Below are 19595 nucleotides of genomic sequence, written 5' to 3' on the forward strand. Positions count from 1 at the left end.
GTCCTGTGCGGGCAGCGACCCCCGCGGGCAGCGCCGGGACCGACGGCGCACGGGAGCTCCGTGCAGTGTGGGAACAGTCCTGGGCGCGGGGGGAGAAGAGATGTCCGGGCGCCGCCGGATAGCGTCCTTGCTGTGCCGGAGAGCCTGCGGCACCGCTCGTGTCTCCGAGCCTTCGATGCCTTGCGACGTCCCCGCCGAGGTCTGCGCCGACGTCCCCGCTGATGTCCGCGCCGACGCCCCCGTGACACCCCATCAGCCGAAAGAGAGAACCGCCATGGTCGACTTCGACTCCGTGCACGCCGCCCCCAGCTCCGATCTACTGACGCCGGACAACTCGATGATGCTCTTCGTCGACCACCAGCCGCAGATGTTCTTCGGCACGGGCAGCGGCGACCGCACGGCGATCATCAACGCCACCGTCGGCCTGGCCAAGGCCGCCCGGGTCTTCGACGTCCCGGTGGTGCTGTCCACGGTGGCCGCCGATTCCTTCTCCGGCCCGATCCTGCCCCAGCTGAAGGCGGTCTTCCCGAAGCACGGGGTGGTCGACCGCACCTCGATGAACGCCTGGGAGGACGCGGCCCTGGTCGAGGCGGTCAAGGCGACCGGGCGCAGCAAGATCATCCTTTCCGGCCTGTGGACCGAGGTCTGCCTGGTGCTGCCCGCCCTGTCGGCGCTGGACCAGGGCTACGAGGTCTACGTGGTCACGGACGCTTCCGGCGGCGTCAGCCCGCTGGCCCATGAGCACGCCATCCAGCGGATGACGGCGGCCGGCGCGGTGCCGGTGACATGGGTCCAGGTGCTGCTGGAGCTGCAGCGCGACTGGGCTCGCACCGAGACCTACCTGCCGGTCATGGACGTGGTCAAGGAGCACGCCGGCGCCTACGGCCTGGGTGTGGTCTACGCGCAGAGCATGATCAACGAGCACGCGGCCGGCTGACCGGAAACCAGGTACCACAGAAAGAGAGTTCACCAGTGAACGCAGGTCTCCTGCTGCTCCGGCTGGTCGCCGGCCTGCTGGTCGCGGGGCACGGGATCCAGAAGGTCAGCTTCCACCTCGGCGGCCGGGGGCTGGCCGGCGGCACCGAGGAGTTCCGCGGCGACGGCTTCCGCGGCGGCGTGTTCACCGCGCTCACCGCGGGAGGCACCCAGATCGGGGCCGGACTGCTCCTTGCGGCGGGTCTGCTCACGCCGCTGGCCGCCGCGGGAACGATGGGTGTGATGACGGTGGCGCTGACCGTCAAGCGGCCGCACGGGCTGTGGGTGCAGAACGACGGGTTCGAGTACCCGCTGGTGCTGGTCACGATCGGCGCGGCGCTGTCCGCCACCGGACCCGGCCGCTGGTCACTCGACGCACCGCTCGGACTGCTGCCCTGGCCCGCCTGGTGGCTGCCGGTGGCCGTACTGGCCGGCGTGGGCGGCGGCCTCGCCACCCGCCTCCTCCTGCACCGGCGCTGAACCACGCTGCCGGCACGGAGCGACCCGTGCCGACACAGCGTTCACGCTCCCTTCGACCGAACGGTGAGGCCGGCATGCCCGTGAGCAATCCCCACGACACAGCGACCGACGGGAGGTCCGACGAGTTGTGGTGCCCCTTCCCCTCCCTGCTGAACCGGCATGCCGAGCAGGCCGACCGGGAGAGCTTCGCCTGGATGGCACAGCACCGGTTGCTCGACGGGCTGCCCGAGCGTGCGGAACGGCTACGGCGTCAGCGAAGCGGTGCCCTCGCCGCTCGGACCAATCCCGAGGCGGGCGCGGAGATGCTGCGGCTGCTGGCGGACTGGTACGTCTGGCTCTTCGCCTTCGACGACGGGTACGGCGAGGACCCTGAGCGCGGCGGGCCACCGGGCCCACTGGCCCGGACAACCGCCCTGCTGGCGCGGGTACTCGACGCCGACCTGCCCCTGACCGAGCTCACGGGAACCGCACGTGCCTACGCGGTGGCCCTGCGGGAGATCCGGGACCGGATCCGCGTGCACGCTTCGCCCCCGCAGCTCGTCCGGTGGGAGCGCACGGTCTGCGACTACCTGTCCGCGCAGGTCTGGGAGGCCGCGAACCGGGAGGCGTCGGCCGTCCCCGGGCTCGCCGAGTACGTGGCCATGCGCCGCCACGCGGGGGCGACGTACACCTGCCTGGCACTCATCGACATCGTGGGCGGTTACGAACTCCCGCCCGCGCAGGCGGACGGCCCGACGCTGCGCAGGCTCGCGGACATCACCGCGAACCTGGTCAGCTGGGACAACGACCTGTACTCCCATGCCAAGGAGCGCGCCGGCGGCCAGGGACGCCACAACCTCGTCGAGGTCCTCGCCCGTCACCATCGCTGCTCCCCGTCCGCAGCCCGGGACCGGGCCCTCGCCATGCGCGACCGGGAGATGAACCACTTCATCGAGGCGTGCGAAGCCGTCAGCGCCGACGCCACCGCACCGACCGCGGTGTACGCGCGCAGCCTCGGGCTGTGGCTAAGGGGGCACATCGACTGGTCCCGTGGAAGTTCGCGATTCGACACACCGTCACCCGCAGCGAGCCGGCCATGACCCGTGACCGCAGTACGGCCGGCGGCGAGGCGCCCTGCGCCGGGGGCCGGCTGCCCGGGATCGGGCACCTGATTCCGCTGATGACCCGCCCGGTGCCCTTCCTGCAGTCGCTGGCGGACCTGGGCCCCGTCGTGCGGATCCAGCTGTGGCGGCGGCCGGTCCATGTGCTCACCGCGCCCGAACTCGTGCACAGGCTACTCGTCCAGGACGCCGCGAAGACCGAGAAGGGCTTCGTCTTCGACAAGGCCCGCAGGCTGCTGGGGAACGGGCTGTTCATCTCCGAGGGCGCCTTCCACCTCCGCCAGCGACGCCTTCTCCAGCCGGCCTTCCACCGCGACAGCATCCGCACGTACACCGCCGTGATGACCCGCGAGGCAGCCCGGGCGGTGTCCCGCTGGGAGCCGGAGTCACCGCTGACGATCAGCGAGCGGATGCACGAACTCACCCTGGACGTTCTGCTGGAGGCGCTGTTCGCCACCCGCCTCGGCGCCGGCCACAAAGCCCGGATCCACCAGGCCGTGCCGGTGGTCCTCACGGGGTTCATCCAGCGGGCCCTGTACCCCTCGCCGCTCCTGGAGAAGCTGCCCGTTCCCGCCAACCGGCGCTTCGACGCGGCAGTCGAGGACCTGCGCGCGGTGGTGGACGACATCGTCGCGCAGGTCGACCGGCGTGACAGCCCGGACAGCACGCTGCTGTCACTGCTGCTCGCCGCCAGGGACGAACAGACGGGTCGGCCGATGGCCCCTCTCCAGGTTCGGGACGAGGTGGTATCGCTGCTGCTGGCGGGCACCGAGACGGCTGCCACCACACTCAGTTGGCTGTGCTACGAGCTCGCCTGCCATCCCGATCTGCAGGACGAACTGAGCGAGGAGGTACGAGCCGTCGCCAGTGACGGCACCGTCGGCTGGAGCGACCTGCCGCGCCTTGAGCGCACCGGGCACGCGCTCAGCGAAACCCTCCGGCTCCACACCCCCAACTGGATCCTGATGCGCCGCGCGGTGGCCCCCCTCCAGTGCGCCGACACCCGGCTCGCCCCGGGCTCGGAGATCCTCTTCAGCCTTACCGCGCTGCACCGTGACCCGCTCCGCTACCCCGACCCCCACCGGTTCGACCCCGGCCGATGGCGCCAGCGCGGGGACCACGCTTCGCGCAAGCTCTTCATGCCCTTCGCCGCAGGACCGCACAAGTGCGTCGGTGAGACCTTCGCCTGGACCGAGCTGCTGATCATCGCCGCGGCCGTCCTGGCCCGCTGGCGGATCGGCCTGGCCACGCCCGGCCGCGTCCACGAGACCGCCACCTCGGCCACCCTCCGTCCCCGGGGTCCGCAACTCAGGATCCACCGCCGGACAAGTCACCCAGCGGCTCCAGGGGGAGCATGACGTTCCGTCAACCGGAGACGAACGGGAACGACTACGGTCAGCTCGCCGCATGGTGAGTTGACCGGCGGAAGGAAGGAAGCACCCCGTGGACCACGGCGACCACCACACCTACGACCAGATCTTCAGCCTCTCGGCAGAGGAAGAACGAGACCGGCTGAGGCACCTCACCTCCGTCTACGACCCCATCACCGAGCACGTCATCGGTTCCCTGCTCTCCCCCGCCGGACGCAACTGCCTGGAGGTCGGCGCGGGCAGCGGGTCGATCGCCGGGTGGCTCGCCGACCAGGGTGCCCAGGTCACCGCCCTCGACCGCGACGACCGCTTCCTGCCCGCCCACCCCCGCCTGACGACCGTCACCGGCGATGCCCTCTCCGAAGACTTCGACCCGGGCCCCGTCTTCGATCTCGTCCACACCCGCTTCGTCCTCATCCACGTTCCCCGACGAGACGAACTCCTCGAACGTCTCGTCTCCTGGCTGCGCCCCGGTGGGTGGCTCGTCGTCGAGGAGACCGCCGACACCACCTCCGGGACCTCCCCGCGCCCGCACCACCGCAACGCCATGGCCGCCATGTGGCGTGTCATGTACGAAACCGCCGGCACCGACATCACGTGGACACGCCACCTCCCGACCCCGCTCGCGGACCACGGCCTCACTGACATCGGGGCCCATGTCAGCACCCTCCCTTTCCATGGCCAGGACGACATGGCGCGCATGCTGCACCTCAGCATGAAGCCGCTGTCCCGGAGGATGGTGGACACCGGTCTGGTCACCGAGGCGGAACTGGCCGACGTCTACGCGGACTTCCGGAATCCCTGTGTGTGGGACCTGGCGTTCTCCATGGTCTCGGCCTGGGGTCGGCGCGGCAGCTGACCGTTCGGGCGCGCGGGCAACGGGGTCTGCAACCGGTCATCGGGCTTCCGCAGTGCGGCAGGCGAGGTTCAGGTGCATCGAGTCAGCGTCAGTGGCCAACCGTCAACCAGAGCCTTGGTAGCGCACCGTCCGCAGCCGACCCGGCTCCCAGGCCGAAGCGCCGGGCACCAGGACCGGGCGGCGGCGGAGTCCCAGCGGGGCATGCACTCCTGGCGGCCGACGCCGATGCCGAGCCGGCGGATCTCGGCGAGGGCGTCGTTGTCGCGGATGACGGTACAGACCCCCGACTCGCCGACGGCCGCGCGGTCAGCGACATCTTCGATGAAGGCTGGGCACCGATCCTCGCCTCCATCCACCGCCAGATCGACCACTGGCAGACGGCCGACGAAACCCTCGGACCGGAAACCGTCCTGCGGCCGCTCACTCTGCACGGCTTCCGTACCGAGTCCGTCGGCGGATGGTGGGGGTCCGGCTGGTATGAGAGCACGGCCCGCCGCGCCGTCGCTCGCGCCGCGGGCAACGGCGGCCTCCCGACCGCCTTCCCCGACACCGAGCGGCTCGCGGACACCGCCGCCTGTCATCCCGATCTGCTGGACGACGACACGTTCTCCTGGCTCACCGAGGCCGTCTTCGAGGAGGAGTCCCTTCGGCGTGATGCCCTGCTGCCGGTCCCCGCAGCGGTCACCCTTCCGGACTGGGCAGCACAGGACTTGCCCGACCTCCTCCAGCCGGACATCGACGAAGAGGAACCCGACCGCACTCACACCAGCGGCTCGGAAGCGGCCGATGAGCAGCTAGGTATGAAGGCCTGACGCCGGACCGCTCACGCTGCCTTGCCGAAGCGGCGACCGGCAGAGCAACCGGCCTGGCCGGCCACCTCGGCGTCCGCCCGGTCGGGCGCGGAGGCGAGTGCCTTGACGGCTTCGTCGGCGGAGTCCTTGAGGAGGTGGCCGTAGAGATCGACGGTGATGGCGAGGTTGGAGTGGCGCAGGGTCTTGGAGACGACGGCGAGCGGGATACCGGCGGCGATCATGATGCTGGTCGTAGTGTGGTGCAGGGTCGTGCAGACCGATCTTCGGCAGGTCGAGTTCTGCGGTGCGTTTGCGGAGCTGGCCGAGGACCCGCTGGGGGCGCAGCGGCTCGCCGTCGGGGCGGGTGAAGACCAGGCCGTCGAGCCGGCCGTCGGGGTGGGCCGCCATCTGAAGGGCGGCCTGGTGGTGGAGGGCGGCCATGGCCCTGGGGGAAAGGCTGATCCACGCGCGACTTGCCTCGATCTTGGGCTCACCGAGGTGGATCTTCCCGTTGCTCACGGCCGTCAGGGTCCAGCGGACGTAGAGCTTGTGGTCCATGAGGTGGACGTCGGACCAGTGCAGGGCGAGGATCTCACCGCGGCGCATGCCGGTGCCGAGCATGACCTCGAACAGGTCAGTGAGCCGGTCGGCGTAGTGCTCCGTGTTGTGCCGCAGGAACGCCGCGGCCTGGTCGGGTCCGGCAGGTGCGCACGGCGGCGCGGGGCTTGGGCGGGACGGAGTGCTTGGCCGGGTTGTAGCGCAGCCGCCAGGAGCGGACGGCGGCGTTGAGCGCGTTGCGCCGGGTGGACACGGCCCGGTAGACGGTGACGCGACCCCGCTTGGCCTTCTGCTGGGCGGCGACCTAGCCGTTGATCTGCTTGGGGCGCAGGTCGGGGAGACGGTAGTGACCGAAGGCGGGGAATCAGGTCCCGCTCGACGCAGTCCACGTAGCCGGCGTAGATGTTGGGCGCGAGCACCTCCTTCTTCGCCGCCAGCCACTCCCGCAGGAAGCTCGCCACGGTGGTGCGGCGGTCCTCGTAGACCCCGCGCAGCTCACCGTCCAGCATCGCCTTCATCTCCCGGGCCGCCTCGGCCCGGGTGGCGAAACCGCCCCGACGGCGGGTCCGGCGCTTCCCGTCCTCCCGGGCGAGGTCGATGCAGTACGTCCACCTCCCGTGATCCGCCTCCTCCAACAACCGCACACACCACGGACCCAACTGCTTCCCCCGCCCGTCCGAGCAGCCACACCGCCGGCAGACCCGGCCACGCTGCGCACGCTGTCCCATGAACTTCCTCCCTTTCGAGTGGGGGTGATCCCGGGTGCGCGAGGCACGTCAGAACCAATCGGTCAGGACACGCTCAAGACGACACACCGCCTGGAAGATCACCATCCGTAGTCGATGGGTAGGCGACCTTGATTCGCCCTCCGTGAACCCGCCGGCCGACGTCGCTGCTGGTGGATCGCGGGGCGCTTCAACCCGCGGTTGTTGAAGGCCCGCCAGATTGGTGTCACTCGCCGTGACCGGAGCCCTGGGGACCACTTTGGGACCACGCGCGATGAGTGCCAATGAGCGCCCATGGGCGGTAACGGACGCATGTGCACGAAGTGAACGCTGACGGCATCTCACTCCGCACGATCCCCTTCGATCGGTCGAGCATGTCCGATGAGAGCAAGATGGTTGAGAAGCAAAGAAGCCAGGACCTTGAGGTCCCGGCTGGCGCTGGCGGTTCAGGCGGCGGTTGGGGTGAGATCGGCGCGGCCGAAGAGCAGCGCCCAGCCGTTGGGCAGTTGGTGAAGGATGCGGTCGGTGAGGTGGTCGCCGGCGAGGTCGGTGAGGGCGGCCAGGACAGTGGAGGTGTCCCAGCGGGCTGCGGCGAGGGTGGTGCCGAGGGCGTCGGCGACGGCTTCGACGAAGGCGGGGGCCGAGACCGGTTGGGGCAGGGGGATCTGGGAGGCGAATACGGCGCGCGCCCGCTCGGGGAGTGTGGCGGCGAGGTCGCAGCGTTCGTCGCCGGTGAGCTGGGAGCCGAGCAGCGCCAGGACGGCGGCGAGGGCGCGTTCGGCTTCGTCGTCGCTCGGGTAGCGGCCGAGGATGCGGACCTGCTGGATCAGGTGGCGGTGCCGGGTCATGGCGGTGGCCTTCCGGGCGTTGGCCGGCGGCGGGGCGGCCGTGATGGGGGTCAGGGGCGTTGGCCGGCGGCGGGGCGGCCGAAGAGCACGTCGTAGCCGGGCGGCAGTTGGAGCAGGACCTGCTCCATGAGCTGGTCGCCGGCGGCGTCGGCGACGGTGGACAGGACAGCGCCGATGTTCCACAGGGCGGTGGTTTCGGCGGCGCCTTCGATCCAAGCGGCGGTGGCGCGCACGAACCGTTCGGGGCTGAGCGGTTCGGTGGCCTGCAGTGGGTTGAGCAGGACCAGGGCGAGCGTCTCGGGCAGGCGGGCCGCGAGGTCCGAGCGCACTGCGCCGACCAGGTGCGCGCCGAGCAGGGCCAGGACGACGCGCGCGCAGCGTTCGGCTTCCTGGGGTGTGTCGTATTCGCCGCGTTCCCGGACCTGGTCCAGGAACGCCTCCCAGTGCAGTGTCATTGCGGGTTCCTCCCTCCGGTCGGCGGCGGATGCCGGGTCTGGGGCGTGTGGCCGTGCGGGCGGGGTGCTGGGGCCAGCCAGGTCGTCAGGCCGGTCAGTTTGAGGAGCCGGGCCACCGGGCGGGTGATGCCGCGCAGGGCCAGGCGCGCCCCGTTTCGGTCGGCCTGGTTGCGGGCCTCCAGCAGGACGTTCAGGCCCGAGCAGTCCATGAACGTCACCTGTGACAGGTCGAGCACCACCTGCCGGTGGTCCGCCAGCGCGCGGGACAGCTCGCGACGAAGGTCCGGGGCGGAGTCGAGGTCGATCTCGCCGCATACCCTCACCGTGAACGGTGGCGCCGGGGTAGTCATGGGGCGGCTCGCTGTCCGTTGGGCCCGCGGGTCGCGGGCGTGTCCGGAAGGTCAGGCCGGGGCCGGGGTGTCCCGTGCCGCGCCGCCGGGGGGATTGCGGGCGGCACGGGACGGCTCGGGGAGAGGTCAGGCCTGGATCTGCTTGCGCCCGTCGCCATGGGCGATGGCGATCTTGCGGGGCTTGGCCTTCTCGGCGACCGGGATTTTCAGGGTCAGCACGCCGGCGTCGTAGTCGGCGGTGATCCCCTCCGGGTCGAGGGTGTCGGAGAGCATGACCTGCCGGGAGAACACACCGAGCGGGCGCTCGGCCAGCTCCCACTTCACGTCGTCTCCCTGCCGGTGCGGACGGCGCTCGGCCTTGACGGTCACCATGTTCCGCTCGACGTCGATGTCGATCGCGTCCGGGGCCACCCCTGGCAGGTCGAAGCAGATCACGTACTCGTCACCGGCGCGGTAGGCGTCCAGTGGCATCGGGGTCGGCCGCGACCAGGTACCGGTCGTGTTGAGGAACTGCTGGGTCAGCCGGTCGAGCTCGCGGAAGGGGTCAGTGCGCAGCAGCATCGCGAAACACCTCCATTGATCGTTGGGTGCCAGTGCGCTTCACCTGACATCGTTGTAGCACGTCATCCATCCAATGACAAACTCCTAGTGTCGTCCGTAGAATGACTGCATGAGCGCGAAGCCCCCGAAGCCCGCAGCCAGACCCGAGCCGGTCTCCTTCCTCGCCGCCGCCGCAGCGCTAGCCGCCATCGACGACGCCGTGCGCACGGCCCGGGGACCTGGCCGTCCCGCAGGCCAAGACACACGGGAAGGCGGTGCCGAGCGGGCGCTGGCCGCCCTCGTGCTGCTGCGGGAGCTGCGTACCCAGCTCGCCGACTGGGAGGCTCCGATGGTCGAGGCCGCCCGCGCCGCAGGCGCCACCTGGGCCGACCTCGCCCAGCCCATGGGCGTCGCCAGCCGCCAGGCCGCCGAGAACCGCTACCTGCGCCTGCGCCCCGCCGGCACCACAGGCACCACTGGCACCACTGCTACCGGCGCGGAGCGGGTCAAGGCCGTGCGCGACCGCCGCGCCGCCGACCGCGCCGTCGACGCCTGGGCCCGCGACCACGCCGCCGACCTGCGCGTCCTGGCCGCCCGGATCACCGCCGCCCCCGGCCACACCCCCGAAGCCGGGCCCGCCCTGGACGCACTCACCACTGCCCTCGGCGCCACCGACGCGGCCGACCTCATAGCGCCCCTGACCGGTATGCGCCTCCATCTCGGCGACGCCCATCCCGACCTCGCCGCCCGCCTCGACGACCTCGACGACCGCACCGACCGCCTCCGCCATGACAGTGATCAACGACGCGCCTGACCCTCCTGCCCAGGACCGATGGCAGCACATCGAGGACCGCCTCGCCGCCATCGAGCTGCGGATCCGCGAGCAGAGCACTGCGGCCCTCACCGTCCTTGACACCCACCTGGCCCGCCTCGACGCCCTGCGTCGCCAGCTCGCCACCCAGCCATGGCCCCCGCAGGGCCCCGACACCCCCGGCAGCCCGGCCCGCCACCCGTGCCCGTCCGCGGGAGAGGCTCGTTGAACCGGGCGCCTGCCCGCGGTCATCAGGCCGGCGGTACGCGGCGCCGATCCCCCGGCCCGCGTACCGCCTCGCGCCGCCGTCCGGCCTCACAGGCGGTCCCCTCGGGACGGCCCGCGCCTCGTCAGCCGTGCCGCGAGCATAAAATCCCCAAAACCGGGCAAAGATGGACGATCGGACAGTGGGATTCGCGCACTACCGGATGGACGGAGCAACCGATGAGTGACCTGTCGAACAAGGCGCAGAACGTGACCGGCAAGGCCAAGGAGAAGGTCGGGGACCTGACTGGTGACCAGGAGCTGAAGGGCGAGGGGCAGGCCGACCAGGCGGAGTCGAAGCTCAAGCAGGCCGCCGCGGACGTCAAGGACGGCGTGCGCGACGTCGCCGACCGTGTGAAGGGCGTCTTGAAGCGCGACAAGTGAGAAAGGCGGAGCCGCGATGGCACTGTTTCTGTTCATCGTCCTGATCGCTGTGGTGTTCGGTTTCGTCGGCGCCCTCGTGAAGGGCCTGCTGTGGCTGCTCGTGATCGGGATCGTCCTGTTCCTCGCAGCCCTGGTACTCGGCGGCATGCGTCTGGGCAGCCGACGCTCCGGGCGCAGGTAGGGAAGGCGGGCCATTCGCCGTGACGCAGCCCTCGGCCCTTCGAGGGCCAGGGCTGTATTCGGCGGGGCGGGGCCGTGTGGCCGGGGCTACTCCTGTAGACCCCGGCCGCACGGCGGCCGACGAGCGGCACGGCAGCGGCCCACGGGTGTGCCTACCCGCGGGCCGACGTTCAGGGCGGCGGGATGGCGTGCAGGCACGTGTGCCTGTCCGTGCCGCGGGCGTGGCCGGGCCATCACCTTCGTGATCTCCACCCGGAACGTGCCGTTCTCGTCCGCGAATGAACTACCAGCCCATATCCTGGGCAACCTCGCTCTGAGCAGCAGCGATGTCCTCGGCGGTCACCCCGGTCACGTCGGAGTCCGCGGCCCGCTCCAACCGCGACAGCAGATCGGCCAGGGCCTGTTTCTGGGCCGGATGGGTCACCGGCACCGAGCCGAGATCCGTCGTCATCAGCCAGTCGAACAACACGATGGTGTCCGCCTGCCACAGGCGCACCGACACGGTCGGGAGATCGTCTTCCATCCGCCCACCATGCCGGGCCGACCAAGCCGCACGACCGAACCGCACGACCCGAGGGGGTCAATTCTGCGGGACTGATGGGTTTTCAGTTCTGCGGAAGCGTTGACAATCTCCGCCTGACCTCGGCGGCGCGGCTTGGACGCTCGTTCCCAGTCCCCTGCTGCGCCGACCGGCCGCCGCGCCCTGCCGGGTTTCGCTCGCCGATACTGGCAAGCACCCTGGGCGCGAGCGGACCCGTTCGCACGGGCCCTGACCCTCCCCCCTTCTGGTCCGGGCCTGTACGGCGGGGTGTCCGGCGTGGTCCACCGCCGGCCGCCCTCGCCCGGGTGCGGTCGCGTGCGCGGCCTCGGGCGCGCGCGGTTGAACCATGGGGATCGTGGTTCTGTTGGAGCTGGTTGAGCCGTTGGATGCGCGCATCCTGGGGGTGGGCGGTGATCCGGTCGACGTCCTGTCGGTGCGCCGGGTCCACGCCGCCCTCTCCGATCCGGACGCCCCCGGCGGCCCCGGGCCGTCGACCCGCGTGCGGAATGGACGCCAGCGCGATGGTGGTCGAGCGGTGGAGCCCGGAGCGTCCGAGGCAGGGGTGGTATCCGCCGCGTTGGGCCGGATACGTCTGCCTGACCTGTGATGCCGCTGCCCGCGCTTTCTGATCCGGGAGCGCGGCGGGCCGACTGGGCCTATCGGGCCCCCGGCGGATTGTCATCACCGTGGGGGGTGTCGATGGCCTCGCGCAGGGCAGGCAGGTCCGTGATGGCGGCCTGTTCGGCGAAGCGGGCCAGAAGCCGGCGGAGGCCCCGCTCGTCCCGGTCGCGCACTGCTTCGCCTATGGCCGCCGCCAGCGACGCCTGGGTATGGGGGTCGGGGGTGCGCACCTGCCGCGCGGCCTGCGGCCCTTCCACCACTTGTCTCCCGTTCACTCGTGGTCCTGGCCGCGGGACGCGGCGTCCTCCGCCCTGGGCGCGGCTGCGGCGACAGGCCGCCCCACCCCGTGAGGGGCGAAGACTACCTCCCCAGCCGGCGCCGAAAAATCTATGCCCGCTGGAGTAGACATTGCCACGCGCCGTGGTTAGTGTTTCTCTCGTAGACGAGAGAAGCGGTACCTGCCAGACACGAACTGGCGGGTAGCAGTACAGGAGTTCGTAGGTCGGTACGGTTGCAGGGTCTTGAAGCCAGGGATGGTGCAGTAAGGCGACAGGACCGGCGGCCGGGCCGGGCGGCCCGCAGGTATCAGGGGTCGCCACCGAGCGGTACCGCAGTTCGGTAAGTGCAGTACCAGCAGTGTGAAGTTGAGTTGGGAAGTACCAGCAGTCGAAAGTACGCGGTATCCCGGTGAAGGCGCCCAGACTGCGGGCGCGCGCACTGGGAGTCCGGCAGTGGGGTTCCAAGCCGAGTGGTTAAGCAGGACGGGCGACGGGGCTGGCTACCGGACCCGGTGGACCGCAAGGACCGCCACAGCAGTACCGAGTGGTTGGCACTACCACGCAGTTCGAAGTACCAGCAGTTCCGCAGTACCAGGTCAGTGCAGAGGATGAACGGAGGGGACAGAGCGCCATCAGGATCGCCCGGCCCGTGAGGAAGTCGCCCGGGCGGAATCCGAAGACCCCAAGGCAAGGACGGTGGTTTCCGGTCACGCATACGCGATCCCCGCATGCCCCCTCCCCCGGGGCAGTGCGGATATAAGGAAGCCGGCCACAAGGCCTGCAGATGGTGTAAAACCCTTCGGGGCCCCGGGAGCCACAATGGCCCCCGGGGCCCCTCAGTACGTCCCCAGGCACAACAACAAGAAGAGGTGCAGTGACCACGGCAACCATCCGACCGCATACCCCCGGCGCCGTCAGCTCGTTCGACGATGACGACTACCCCGCCTACACCATGGGCCGCGCCGCCGAAATGACCGGCACCACCCCCGGTTTCCTACGCTCCCTCGGCGAACAGGGCCTCATCACCCCCCTGCGCTCCGAAGGCGGCCACCGCCGCTACTCCCGCTACCAGCTGCGCATCGCCATGCGCGCCCGCGACCTCGTCGACCAGGGCACCGCCATCGAGGCCGCCTGCCGCATCGTCATCCTCGAAGACCAACTCGAAGAAGCCCTGCGCATCAACGAAGAGCTCCGCCGTTCTCCGCGCGGCCAGGAGTCCGCCGCCGACACCTGACCAGCCTGCCAGGCCGACGAGACCGGTCCGCGGTGAGCGACGGGCGCTCACCGCAGGCCGCCCCGGACACGATTACCCCTCAGTCCCCGATCGCTGGCCGACCGTTCCCCGCGCGGCCAGGAGTCCGGCACCCTGCCTCACCGGCGCGGACCGGTTCCGGGCCGCGCTCATGCACAACTGTGTTTCCTTGACCGGTCCTTGGCCGCGCCAGCCGCTGACGGTTCGCCTGCGCTGAGCGGGCGGTCCGCTCGGTCGCCCGGCCGCTACGGTGAGGATTGCGCCGCCGCCTGCGGGCCGTCAGGCAAGTCGCCCGCTTTGCGGGCGCCCCCGGCCCGCCCGAGACCGGGGCCGCGAGGAGTTACTCGGTGGCCGTCCCCGCGGAATCCGACCCCCTGCCCTCGACATCCGCCTGCGACCGGGAACCGGCGCCCTGATGCTCGACGCGATGGCCGACCCCGACCAGGACAGCGGCCCAATGCTGAACGCCGCCGTGGACAGCTCCCTGGAGACGCGGCTGCCGGCGCGTCGGCGCCGGCAGCGCGGGCCTAGAAGCTGAGCAGGCCGATGGCGTGGCCGTCGGGGTCGACCACCGGCCACGTGGTCAGGCCGCGGGCGCGCATGGCGGAGGCTGCGGTGGTGGCGGGCATGTCGGCGGTGGCGAACGGGGCCTGGTCGAGGACGATGTCGCGCACCGGGGTGCGCTCGGTGGACCAGGTGCGGGTCTGGAACGGTGCGAGGTGCAGGCGGGTCAGCAGCCCGGCGCAGCGGCCGTCGTCATCGCGGACCAGGAGGTGGTCGGCGCCGGAGCCGTGCAGGATGTCGATCGCCATGTCGACCATGACGTCGTCGCTGATCTGCAGCTCGGGGTGTCTCATGAGGTCGCCGACCGTGGCGGTGGTCGCGGGGTGTTCGAGGGTGAGGGTCATGGGCGGACTCCTTGGTGTCGGTTCCGCCGGGGCCGGCGGTGGTCGGGGCACCGCGGTGGGAGGGCCGGCGGGGTCCGCCGGAGCGGGCCGGGACTCCTGCTTCGCGCTGGTGAGTCGTGGGGGGGGGGGCCGCGCCGGGGGGGCGGGGGCCCCCCCCCCCCCCCGGCCGGCGGGGGGCCCCCCCCCGGGGGCCCGCGGGGGGGGGGTGTGGGCCTGGACCGCGGCGGCGGTCCAGGCCCACACCTGCCTACTAGGCAGCGAGGGCGACGCGCCTCGGTGCCCGGCGGCGGCCGGCGGCGGCCTGGTTGTCGCGGCCCGTGACGCTCGCGCGGGTGTCACCGGCCGCGCGGGCGGGGCGTCCTCGGCGGCCGCGACTCGTGGACGGGCTCCGGAGGGGGCGTTCGACGACGGGGGCGGCGACCACGGTGGGGATGCCGGTGGGCACGCGGGCGCCGGTGATGCGGGCCAGGTCCTCGTCGCCGGCGCTGACGCGGGTGGTGACGGGGGTGATGGCGGCGGCGGTCATCAGACCGGCCATCTCGCGGCGCTGGCCGGGCAGGACGAGCGTGACGACGGTGCCGGACTCGCCGGCCCGGGCGGTGCGGCCGCCCCGGTGGAGGTAGTCCTTGTGGTCGCTCGGCGGGTCCAGGTTGACGACGAGGTCGAGGCCGTCGATGTGGATACCCCGGGCGGCGACGTTGGTGGCGATCAGCGCGGTGACCTGGCCGGTGCGGAACTGTTCCAGGGTGCGGGTGCGCTGCGGCTGGGACTTGCCTCCGTGCAGGGCCGCTGCCTTCACGCCGTTGGCTAGCAGGTCGTCCACCAGGCGGTCCGCGCCGTGCTTGGTGTCGATGAACATGATCACTCCGCCGTCGCGGGAGGCGATGTGGGCGATGGTGGCGTTCTTGTCGAAGTTCTGCACGTGCAGGACGTGGTGCTCCATGGTGCTGACCGCTCCCGCGGACGGGTCGACCGAGTGGGTGACCGGGTCCTTGAGGAAGCGCCGCACCAGGCGATCGACGTTGCGGTCCAGGGTGGCGGAGAACAGCATCGTCTGGCCGCCTTCGGCGACCTGGCCGAGGAGCTCGGTGACCTGCGGCAGGAAGCCCATGTCGGCCATCTGGTCGGCCTCGTCGAGCACCGTGATGCCGACGCCGTCCAACTGGCAGTCGCCGCGCTGGATCAGGTCCTTGAGTCGGCCGGGGGTGGCCACCACGACCTCGGCCCCCTGGTTCAGGGCGTGGGCCTGGCGGCCGATCGACATCCCGCCCACCACCGTGGCCATCCGCAGGCGCACCGAGTGGGCGTAAGGGGTGAGAGCGTCGGTCACCTGTTGCGCGAGCTCGCGGGTGGGGACCAGGACGAGGGCCAGCGGGCGGCGCGGTTCGGCGCGCCGACCGGCGGTGCGGGCCAGCACGGCGAGGCCGAATGCGATGGTCTTGCCCGAACCGGTGCGGCCCCGGCCCAGCACGTCGCGGCCGGCCAGCGAGTTCGGCAGCGTCGCGGCCTGGATCGGGAACGGCGAGGTGACACCCTGGCGGGTCAGCACCGACAGCAGCGCCTTCGGCATGTCCAGCTCCTCGAACGCTTCGACGGGCGGCAGCGCCGGAGTGGTGCTCACCGGCATCGCGAACTCGCCCTGCGGAGAGGAACCCTGGCGGGCGCTACGGCCGCGGGCGGGCCGGTCGCCGTAGAAGGAGCTGCCGCCGGAGCGGGAGGAGGACGAGGAGCGGGAGTTGGCGTTCTGGTACGGGGAGCGGCTGGAGTGGTTCATGGGAAACCTTCCTGGCGGCACGTCGCGAGGCAGCTCCGCAGCGCGGGACGCCGACAGGAGGTCACGAGGGGACGGGCCGAAAGTGTGGAGCGCGGGGCGTGGACGGTGAAACCGTGCGGCACGTCACCTACGGTCGGCGCTCACCGCGGAAGGCGGGAGCGAACGACCTCGAACCGTGAGCTGTCACGGCAGGGCGCCGATCCGGACGCGGCGCTGGGCGTCTCGCGTGGGGATGGCCGCCGGTGGCGGAGCCAGGGGGCCAGAAACGGCCGGGGATGTGCGTCGTGGCGCAATGCCGAGGGGCCCGCACCGGGCATCATGTACGCGGTGCGGGCCCCTCGCTACCAGGCGGGTGCCGTGGCAGAAACTACAGCGGACGAATGTTCTCGGCCTGCGGGCCCTTCTGGCCCTGCGTGACGTCGAACTCGACCTTCTGGCCCTCGAGCAGCTCACGGAAGCCGTTGGCGTTGATGTTCGAGTAGTGGGCGAAGACGTCCGGGCCGCCACCCTCCTGCTCGATGAAGCCGAAGCCCTTTTCCGCGTTGAACCACTTCACAGTGCCATTAGCCATAAAGAAATCTCCTTCAAGGGGCTGTCCGAAGCACGCACAGCGCGCGCTTCGAGTCGCCGCGATGAGCACCCACCCGGGGAAGAGCCGGGAAACAAAAAGGCGCCTGCGAAACACCAGCAGGCGCACACAAAGTTCATGGGAACCACTACTGCAACTAAAGTGACTCTAGCAGGCCCAGGCCCGTCACGGGTGGATATTTCACCCCCACTTCTCCGGGAGCCTTCCCCCAGGGCCGTCGGCCGCGAGGCGATGGGGTCATCAACATGCATGGAGAGCAGTCTGGTTGAGTGCTCACCCCCACTCCTTCGGTGCCGACCGCTCACCTTCCCGGGGAGGGCGAGTCGCGCGGGTGCGGAGCGCCTGCCCTGGCCGCGACAGACCCGTGAAAGCGACGCACCACGCCCACCGGCGCCATCCGGGGCGCGCTGGACGGCTTGCGCGAAATTCCTGTCGTAGCTCCGAAATTGAGTGCTTCGAAAAGTCCCGCTCCCGCGATTCTCGGCGCATAATGCAGGGAATGACGAAATCTGCAGCAGTCCGCCGTGTCCTGCCCACCAGCCCCTTCAAGGCCCGGATCGAAGCACCGCGCAAGCACTTCGCCGTCGGCGACCGCGTCACCCACGACACGTACGGCCTCGGCCGGGCCATCGGCGTCGAAGACGACAGCGACATCGCGGTACTCGTCGACTTCGGATCGCGGCGGGAACGCATCACCCAGCCCTACACCGCGATGTTCAAACTCTGACCCAGACGCACGCGGTTCTCCGCCGAGTGCGCCGCGCACCCCTGCGGTACGCCCCTGGCCCGTCGCGTCGGCACGCCGTCCAGGGGGCGTGCACCCCGGCCGGGCCGAGAGGGAACCCGACGCCCCGGCCCCGCAGCCTCACCGGCCATGGCCGGAAAAGCATGTGACGAAACATCAATGCCGAATGGCTGCGGGCTGGCCAGGCGATAAACTCCGCGCATGGATGACAAACATCTGTTTGAGTCCGTCTGCGCAGTGCTCTCCCACAGAGGGTTCGAGCCGGCACCGTCCCAGGCGGCCGGGCTCTTCGCCCGGCAGCGTCCAGGGATCGGCCTGGTGCTGGGATGGAGCCCGGGCCAGGACCTGATCGGACCGACCCTCCACGGCTGCCCGCATCCCGCCGACGCCGCCGGGCGCACCGAGTTCCGCGGCATCCGCGGCGCGCTGATGCTGGCCCTGGCGGAGGTCCTCGGCTCCGCAGGCTTCACCGTCACCGCCCTCGGAGCCGACCTGCTCGTCACCGCCGGCCCGCACGATCCGGGCGATGCCCAGACGCTCACGGCTGCTCCCAACTGCCCCGCGCCGCGACGCAGCCGATCGGCACGTCAGGTCGCCGCCGTGTAGCTCCTGGCCGCGCAGCGGGCGCAAGGCCCGTGGCCGCCATGGCCGCTGCCCCGGGCCCGTGGGCGCCGCGGAGGCCGTGTCCTATTCTGGGGGGCATGTCGAACCCTGACGGGCTGCTCGTCGACATCGCCGCGATGGTCGAGTCCGAGCACAGCAATCAGATGTCCCTGACCGTGGTGGTCCCCGGAGCCGTGATCACCGGCAGGCTCGCGCCGGTGACCCTGTGGTTGGAGCGGGTGGCGGAGGTCCTCCAGGCCTCGGAGCACTTGAAACCGTTCGCCGCTCTCTTCGCCCCGCCCGCCGACGGCCCGCCCGCACAGCTCACCCATCTGCATCTCCACCGGGCGAAGATCCTGCAGGGCGACTTCGGGCTGCCCCACACCGGCGGCATGTACCGCATCGCCATCGAGGACGTCAGCAGCTGGACGGTCGGGGACCTCAGCTACTCCGATTCCTGAGAACCACCCCAGGCCCAAGTGGCCGCCTGGCTTGGCGCCCTACGTCCCCGCACCAAGGAGCCGCTGAGCCTTGAGCGGGTGCCGTGACGGCTGGTCCGGGTGTCGGGGTGGGACCGCTGACTGCCCCGGCCGCAGAGGCGAAGGGCGCAGCGGGCGAGCCGAAGGCGCCGGCGCCCCGGGCGGTGTCGGCGCCCTCTCCGAGCGGACCATCCCGAGTACCTGGCTGGCGGGGTCCAGCCCGGCCGCGCCCTCCAGCCGCCACGTCTTGTGCCGCGCTGCGGTGGTGCCGTACGGGGCGACGGCCAGAGCGTGCAGCGCGAGGCCGTCCCCCTGTCCGGCCTCTGCGGCTGGCGGCAGTACGGCTGGAAGGAGCTGTGGGCCAGGTTGCCGGTCCGGTCAGGTGTCCGCGGTGGGTTCCTGGCCGCGCGGGGTGCGGCGGAGTTGTTCGTTGAGGCGCAGGGCTTCTTCGAGTTGGTCTTCGAGGATGATGATGCGGCAGGCGGCTTCGATGGGGGTGCCCTGGTTGACGAGGTCGCGGGCGCGCATGGCGATGCGCAGTTGGTAGCGGGAGTAGCGGCGGTGGCCGCCTTCGGAGCGCAGGGGGGTGATGAGGCGGTGTTCGCCGAGGGCGCGTAGGAAGCCGGGGGTGGTGGCGGTCATCTCGGCGGCGCGGCCCATGGTGTAGGCGGGGTAGTCGTCGTCGTCGAGCTTGTCGGGTGTGTCGGGGCTGGTCGTTGTAGTCACTGCACCTCTCTGGTTCTCGGGGAGAACGCGTCGAGGGGCCCCGGGGCCGTATCGGCTCCGGGGCCCCGAAGGGGAACAACACCATCTACCGGCCTGGGCCGGTCCTGTTGCTTCCGCGCTGCCCCTGGGGAGGGTCGTGCGGGGATCGCGTATGCGTGACCGGAAACCACCGTCCTCGCGTTGGGGTCTGCGGTGTCCGCCCGGGCGAGTGTTCACGGGCCGGGCGATCCTGATGGCGCTTGCGCCCTCCGTTCATCCTCTGTACTGAACTGTCACTTTCGTACTGCTGGTACCGCTGGTACTGCTGGTACTGCACCTGCTGGACTGCGTACTGCTGGTCGGTGGCCGTGAGGGCCCACCCGGTCCGGCAGCCCGGCCCCGTCGGCCGT

At 71.0% G+C, this 19595-nt stretch carries 26 protein-coding genes and 2 pseudogenes; 15 read left to right on the top strand and 13 right to left on the bottom strand.

Going from position 1 to position 19595, the window contains the following annotated elements:
- The first annotated feature begins 274 nt into the window (after nucleotides 1–274).
- The 6 genes from ACIOGZ_RS40870 (at nucleotide 275) to ACIOGZ_RS40895 (ending at nucleotide 5596) form a co-directional block, all read left to right on the top strand.
- A complete protein-coding gene (locus ACIOGZ_RS40870; RefSeq protein WP_363588209.1) occupies nucleotides 275–937 on the top strand; it encodes a hydrolase in 663 nt (220 codons plus the stop codon).
- A 35-nt stretch (nucleotides 938–972) separates the two neighbouring features.
- A complete protein-coding gene (locus ACIOGZ_RS40875; RefSeq protein ID WP_363588207.1) occupies nucleotides 973–1455 on the top strand; it encodes a DoxX family membrane protein in 483 nt (160 codons plus the stop codon).
- A 74-nt stretch (nucleotides 1456–1529) separates the two neighbouring features.
- Nucleotides 1530–2534, top strand: coding sequence for a hypothetical protein (locus ACIOGZ_RS40880; RefSeq protein WP_363588205.1), 1005 nt, complete (start codon nucleotides 1530–1532; stop codon nucleotides 2532–2534).
- Entirely contained in the window at nucleotides 2531–3913 is a 1383-nt protein-coding gene (locus ACIOGZ_RS40885) for a cytochrome P450 (protein WP_363588203.1), read from the top strand. The genes ACIOGZ_RS40880 and ACIOGZ_RS40885 overlap by 4 nt, the downstream gene beginning before the upstream one ends.
- A gap of 85 nt (nucleotides 3914–3998) precedes the next feature.
- A complete protein-coding gene (locus ACIOGZ_RS40890) occupies nucleotides 3999–4784 on the top strand; it encodes a class I SAM-dependent methyltransferase (RefSeq protein ID WP_400989680.1) in 786 nt (261 codons plus the stop codon).
- Nucleotides 4733–5596: a hypothetical protein gene (locus tag ACIOGZ_RS40895; protein WP_400989682.1), complete on the top strand. Its 864-nt coding sequence runs from the start codon at nucleotides 4733–4735 to the stop codon at nucleotides 5594–5596. Before ACIOGZ_RS40890 ends, ACIOGZ_RS40895 begins: the two co-directional genes overlap by 52 nt.
- Before the next feature lie 11 nt (nucleotides 5597–5607).
- Here the strand turns inward: ACIOGZ_RS40895 and ACIOGZ_RS40900 are convergent, their stop codons facing one another.
- The 7 genes and pseudogenes from ACIOGZ_RS40900 to ACIOGZ_RS40930 all read right to left on the bottom strand — a co-directional run bounded on the left by ACIOGZ_RS40900 (nucleotide 5608) and on the right by ACIOGZ_RS40930 (nucleotide 9072).
- The gene (locus ACIOGZ_RS40900) at nucleotides 5608–5817 is read right to left on the bottom strand and encodes a hypothetical protein (RefSeq protein ID WP_400989684.1); all 210 of its coding nucleotides are present in this window, start codon (nucleotides 5815–5817) and stop codon (nucleotides 5608–5610) included.
- A gap of 55 nt (nucleotides 5818–5872) precedes the next feature.
- Nucleotides 5873–6574 (bottom strand): annotated as a pseudogene (locus ACIOGZ_RS40905) (tyrosine-type recombinase/integrase); the annotation flags it as partial.
- A 77-nt stretch (nucleotides 6575–6651) separates the two neighbouring features.
- A pseudogene (locus tag ACIOGZ_RS40910) lies at nucleotides 6652–6861 on the bottom strand (Arm DNA-binding domain-containing protein); the annotation flags it as partial.
- Between the two features lie 443 nt (nucleotides 6862–7304).
- Entirely contained in the window at nucleotides 7305–7706 is a 402-nt protein-coding gene (locus ACIOGZ_RS40915) for a DUF2267 domain-containing protein (RefSeq protein WP_363588198.1), read from the bottom strand.
- A 50-nt stretch (nucleotides 7707–7756) separates the two neighbouring features.
- The gene (locus ACIOGZ_RS40920) at nucleotides 7757–8161 is read right to left on the bottom strand and encodes a DUF2267 domain-containing protein (RefSeq protein WP_400989686.1); all 405 of its coding nucleotides are present in this window, start codon (nucleotides 8159–8161) and stop codon (nucleotides 7757–7759) included.
- Entirely contained in the window at nucleotides 8158–8511 is a 354-nt protein-coding gene (locus ACIOGZ_RS40925) for an STAS domain-containing protein (protein WP_363588194.1), read from the bottom strand. The genes ACIOGZ_RS40920 and ACIOGZ_RS40925 overlap by 4 nt, the downstream gene beginning before the upstream one ends.
- A 126-nt stretch (nucleotides 8512–8637) precedes the next feature.
- On the bottom strand, nucleotides 8638–9072 hold the full coding sequence (locus tag ACIOGZ_RS40930) for an Hsp20/alpha crystallin family protein (protein WP_363588192.1): 435 nt from the start codon (nucleotides 9070–9072) through the stop codon (nucleotides 8638–8640).
- A 109-nt stretch (nucleotides 9073–9181) separates the two neighbouring features.
- Here ACIOGZ_RS40930 and ACIOGZ_RS40935 point away from each other — a divergent pair, with 109 nt between their 5' ends.
- The 4 genes from ACIOGZ_RS40935 to ACIOGZ_RS40950 all read left to right on the top strand — a co-directional run bounded on the left by ACIOGZ_RS40935 (nucleotide 9182) and on the right by ACIOGZ_RS40950 (nucleotide 10691).
- Nucleotides 9182–9865: a type III effector protein gene (locus ACIOGZ_RS40935; protein ID WP_400989689.1), complete on the top strand. Its 684-nt coding sequence runs from the start codon at nucleotides 9182–9184 to the stop codon at nucleotides 9863–9865.
- Nucleotides 9840–10091, top strand: coding sequence for a hypothetical protein (locus tag ACIOGZ_RS40940; RefSeq protein WP_363588188.1), 252 nt, complete (start codon nucleotides 9840–9842; stop codon nucleotides 10089–10091). The genes ACIOGZ_RS40935 and ACIOGZ_RS40940 overlap by 26 nt, the downstream gene beginning before the upstream one ends.
- 215 nt (nucleotides 10092–10306) lie before the next feature.
- On the top strand, nucleotides 10307–10510 hold the full coding sequence (locus tag ACIOGZ_RS40945; protein ID WP_363588186.1) for a CsbD family protein: 204 nt from the start codon (nucleotides 10307–10309) through the stop codon (nucleotides 10508–10510).
- Nucleotides 10511–10526: 16 nt separating this feature from the next.
- Entirely contained in the window at nucleotides 10527–10691 is a 165-nt protein-coding gene (locus tag ACIOGZ_RS40950) for a hypothetical protein (protein ID WP_218206507.1), read from the top strand.
- Between the two features lie 282 nt (nucleotides 10692–10973).
- Here the strand turns inward: ACIOGZ_RS40950 and ACIOGZ_RS40955 are convergent, their stop codons facing one another.
- Nucleotides 10974–11213 carry a hypothetical protein gene (locus tag ACIOGZ_RS40955; protein WP_363588184.1) on the bottom strand — a complete coding sequence of 80 codons (240 nt, stop codon included), beginning with the start codon at nucleotides 11211–11213 and terminating at the stop codon, nucleotides 10974–10976.
- A gap of 373 nt (nucleotides 11214–11586) precedes the next feature.
- Here ACIOGZ_RS40955 and ACIOGZ_RS40960 point away from each other — a divergent pair, with 373 nt between their 5' ends.
- Nucleotides 11587–11838, top strand: a complete 252-nt coding sequence (locus ACIOGZ_RS40960) for a hypothetical protein (protein ID WP_363588182.1) — start codon at nucleotides 11587–11589, stop codon at nucleotides 11836–11838.
- A 49-nt stretch (nucleotides 11839–11887) separates the two neighbouring features.
- Here the strand turns inward: ACIOGZ_RS40960 and ACIOGZ_RS40965 are convergent, their stop codons facing one another.
- Nucleotides 11888–12127 carry a hypothetical protein gene (locus tag ACIOGZ_RS40965; protein ID WP_363633253.1) on the bottom strand — a complete coding sequence of 80 codons (240 nt, stop codon included), beginning with the start codon at nucleotides 12125–12127 and terminating at the stop codon, nucleotides 11888–11890.
- Between the two features lie 955 nt (nucleotides 12128–13082).
- On the opposite strand from ACIOGZ_RS40965, the gene ACIOGZ_RS40970 reads away from it, so the two are divergent.
- Nucleotides 13083–13364 carry a MerR family transcriptional regulator gene (locus ACIOGZ_RS40970; protein WP_400812306.1) on the top strand — a complete coding sequence of 94 codons (282 nt, stop codon included), beginning with the start codon at nucleotides 13083–13085 and terminating at the stop codon, nucleotides 13362–13364.
- Nucleotides 13365–13909: 545 nt separating this feature from the next.
- Here the strand turns inward: ACIOGZ_RS40970 and ACIOGZ_RS40975 are convergent.
- The 3 genes from ACIOGZ_RS40975 to ACIOGZ_RS40985 form a co-directional block, all read right to left on the bottom strand.
- Nucleotides 13910–14290, bottom strand: a complete 381-nt coding sequence (locus tag ACIOGZ_RS40975) for a CBS domain-containing protein (protein WP_363588178.1) — start codon at nucleotides 14288–14290, stop codon at nucleotides 13910–13912.
- Between the two features lie 250 nt (nucleotides 14291–14540).
- Entirely contained in the window at nucleotides 14541–16064 is a 1524-nt protein-coding gene (locus ACIOGZ_RS40980) for a DEAD/DEAH box helicase (protein WP_363588176.1), read from the bottom strand.
- Between the two features lie 367 nt (nucleotides 16065–16431).
- Nucleotides 16432–16635, bottom strand: coding sequence for a cold-shock protein (locus ACIOGZ_RS40985; RefSeq protein WP_030918248.1), 204 nt, complete (start codon nucleotides 16633–16635; stop codon nucleotides 16432–16434).
- 517 nt (nucleotides 16636–17152) lie between these two features.
- Here ACIOGZ_RS40985 and ACIOGZ_RS40990 point away from each other — a divergent pair.
- The 3 genes from ACIOGZ_RS40990 to ACIOGZ_RS41000 all read left to right on the top strand — a co-directional run bounded on the left by ACIOGZ_RS40990 (nucleotide 17153) and on the right by ACIOGZ_RS41000 (nucleotide 18462).
- On the top strand, nucleotides 17153–17380 hold the full coding sequence (locus tag ACIOGZ_RS40990; RefSeq protein WP_363588174.1) for a hypothetical protein: 228 nt from the start codon (nucleotides 17153–17155) through the stop codon (nucleotides 17378–17380).
- A 219-nt stretch (nucleotides 17381–17599) separates the two neighbouring features.
- The gene (locus ACIOGZ_RS40995; RefSeq protein WP_363588172.1) at nucleotides 17600–18004 is read left to right on the top strand and encodes a hypothetical protein; all 405 of its coding nucleotides are present in this window, start codon (nucleotides 17600–17602) and stop codon (nucleotides 18002–18004) included.
- 95 nt (nucleotides 18005–18099) lie between these two features.
- Nucleotides 18100–18462: a hypothetical protein gene (locus ACIOGZ_RS41000; protein ID WP_363588170.1), complete on the top strand. Its 363-nt coding sequence runs from the start codon at nucleotides 18100–18102 to the stop codon at nucleotides 18460–18462.
- A gap of 396 nt (nucleotides 18463–18858) precedes the next feature.
- On the opposite strand, the gene ACIOGZ_RS41005 is transcribed toward ACIOGZ_RS41000, so the two are convergent.
- Nucleotides 18859–19140, bottom strand: a complete 282-nt coding sequence (locus tag ACIOGZ_RS41005) for a MerR family transcriptional regulator (RefSeq protein ID WP_400989694.1) — start codon at nucleotides 19138–19140, stop codon at nucleotides 18859–18861.
- Nucleotides 19141–19595 lie beyond the last annotated feature (455 nt).

The organism is Kitasatospora sp. NPDC088160 (assembly GCF_044741445.1).
Classification (GTDB): Bacteria; Actinomycetota; Actinomycetes; order Streptomycetales; family Streptomycetaceae; genus Kitasatospora.

What these genes read in the sequence shown, in the direction of transcription:
- ACIOGZ_RS40870 (WP_363588209.1), top strand. Translation starts at nt 275, where the DNA reads ATGGTCGACTTCGACTCCGTGCACGCCGCCCCCAGCTCCGATCTACTG.
- ACIOGZ_RS40880 (WP_363588205.1), top strand. Translation starts at nt 1,530, where the DNA reads ATGCCCGTGAGCAATCCCCACGACACAGCGACCGACGGGAGGTCCGAC.
- ACIOGZ_RS40885 (WP_363588203.1), top strand. Translation starts at nt 2,531, where the DNA reads ATGACCCGTGACCGCAGTACGGCCGGCGGCGAGGCGCCCTGCGCCGGG.
- ACIOGZ_RS40900 (WP_400989684.1), bottom strand. Translation starts at nt 5,817, where the DNA reads ATGATCGCCGCCGGTATCCCGCTCGCCGTCGTCTCCAAGACCCTGCGC.
- ACIOGZ_RS40915 (WP_363588198.1), bottom strand. Translation starts at nt 7,706, where the DNA reads ATGACCCGGCACCGCCACCTGATCCAGCAGGTCCGCATCCTCGGCCGC.
- ACIOGZ_RS40920 (WP_400989686.1), bottom strand. Translation starts at nt 8,161, where the DNA reads ATGACACTGCACTGGGAGGCGTTCCTGGACCAGGTCCGGGAACGCGGC.
- ACIOGZ_RS40925 (WP_363588194.1), bottom strand. Translation starts at nt 8,511, where the DNA reads ATGACTACCCCGGCGCCACCGTTCACGGTGAGGGTATGCGGCGAGATC.
- ACIOGZ_RS40930 (WP_363588192.1), bottom strand. Translation starts at nt 9,072, where the DNA reads ATGCTGCTGCGCACTGACCCCTTCCGCGAGCTCGACCGGCTGACCCAG.
- ACIOGZ_RS40935 (WP_400989689.1), top strand. Translation starts at nt 9,182, where the DNA reads ATGAGCGCGAAGCCCCCGAAGCCCGCAGCCAGACCCGAGCCGGTCTCC.
- ACIOGZ_RS40940 (WP_363588188.1), top strand. Translation starts at nt 9,840, where the DNA reads ATGACAGTGATCAACGACGCGCCTGACCCTCCTGCCCAGGACCGATGG.
- ACIOGZ_RS40945 (WP_363588186.1), top strand. Translation starts at nt 10,307, where the DNA reads ATGAGTGACCTGTCGAACAAGGCGCAGAACGTGACCGGCAAGGCCAAG.
- ACIOGZ_RS40950 (WP_218206507.1), top strand. Translation starts at nt 10,527, where the DNA reads ATGGCACTGTTTCTGTTCATCGTCCTGATCGCTGTGGTGTTCGGTTTC.
- ACIOGZ_RS40955 (WP_363588184.1), bottom strand. Translation starts at nt 11,213, where the DNA reads ATGGAAGACGATCTCCCGACCGTGTCGGTGCGCCTGTGGCAGGCGGAC.
- ACIOGZ_RS40970 (WP_400812306.1), top strand. Translation starts at nt 13,083, where the DNA reads ATGGGCCGCGCCGCCGAAATGACCGGCACCACCCCCGGTTTCCTACGC.
- ACIOGZ_RS40975 (WP_363588178.1), bottom strand. Translation starts at nt 14,290, where the DNA reads ATGACCCTCACCCTCGAACACCCCGCGACCACCGCCACGGTCGGCGAC.
- ACIOGZ_RS40980 (WP_363588176.1), bottom strand. Translation starts at nt 16,064, where the DNA reads ATGAACCACTCCAGCCGCTCCCCGTACCAGAACGCCAACTCCCGCTCC.
- ACIOGZ_RS40985 (WP_030918248.1), bottom strand. Translation starts at nt 16,635, where the DNA reads ATGGCTAATGGCACTGTGAAGTGGTTCAACGCGGAAAAGGGCTTCGGC.
- ACIOGZ_RS40990 (WP_363588174.1), top strand. Translation starts at nt 17,153, where the DNA reads ATGACGAAATCTGCAGCAGTCCGCCGTGTCCTGCCCACCAGCCCCTTC.
- ACIOGZ_RS40995 (WP_363588172.1), top strand. Translation starts at nt 17,600, where the DNA reads ATGGATGACAAACATCTGTTTGAGTCCGTCTGCGCAGTGCTCTCCCAC.
- ACIOGZ_RS41000 (WP_363588170.1), top strand. Translation starts at nt 18,100, where the DNA reads ATGTCGAACCCTGACGGGCTGCTCGTCGACATCGCCGCGATGGTCGAG.
- ACIOGZ_RS41005 (WP_400989694.1), bottom strand. Translation starts at nt 19,140, where the DNA reads ATGGGCCGCGCCGCCGAGATGACCGCCACCACCCCCGGCTTCCTACGC.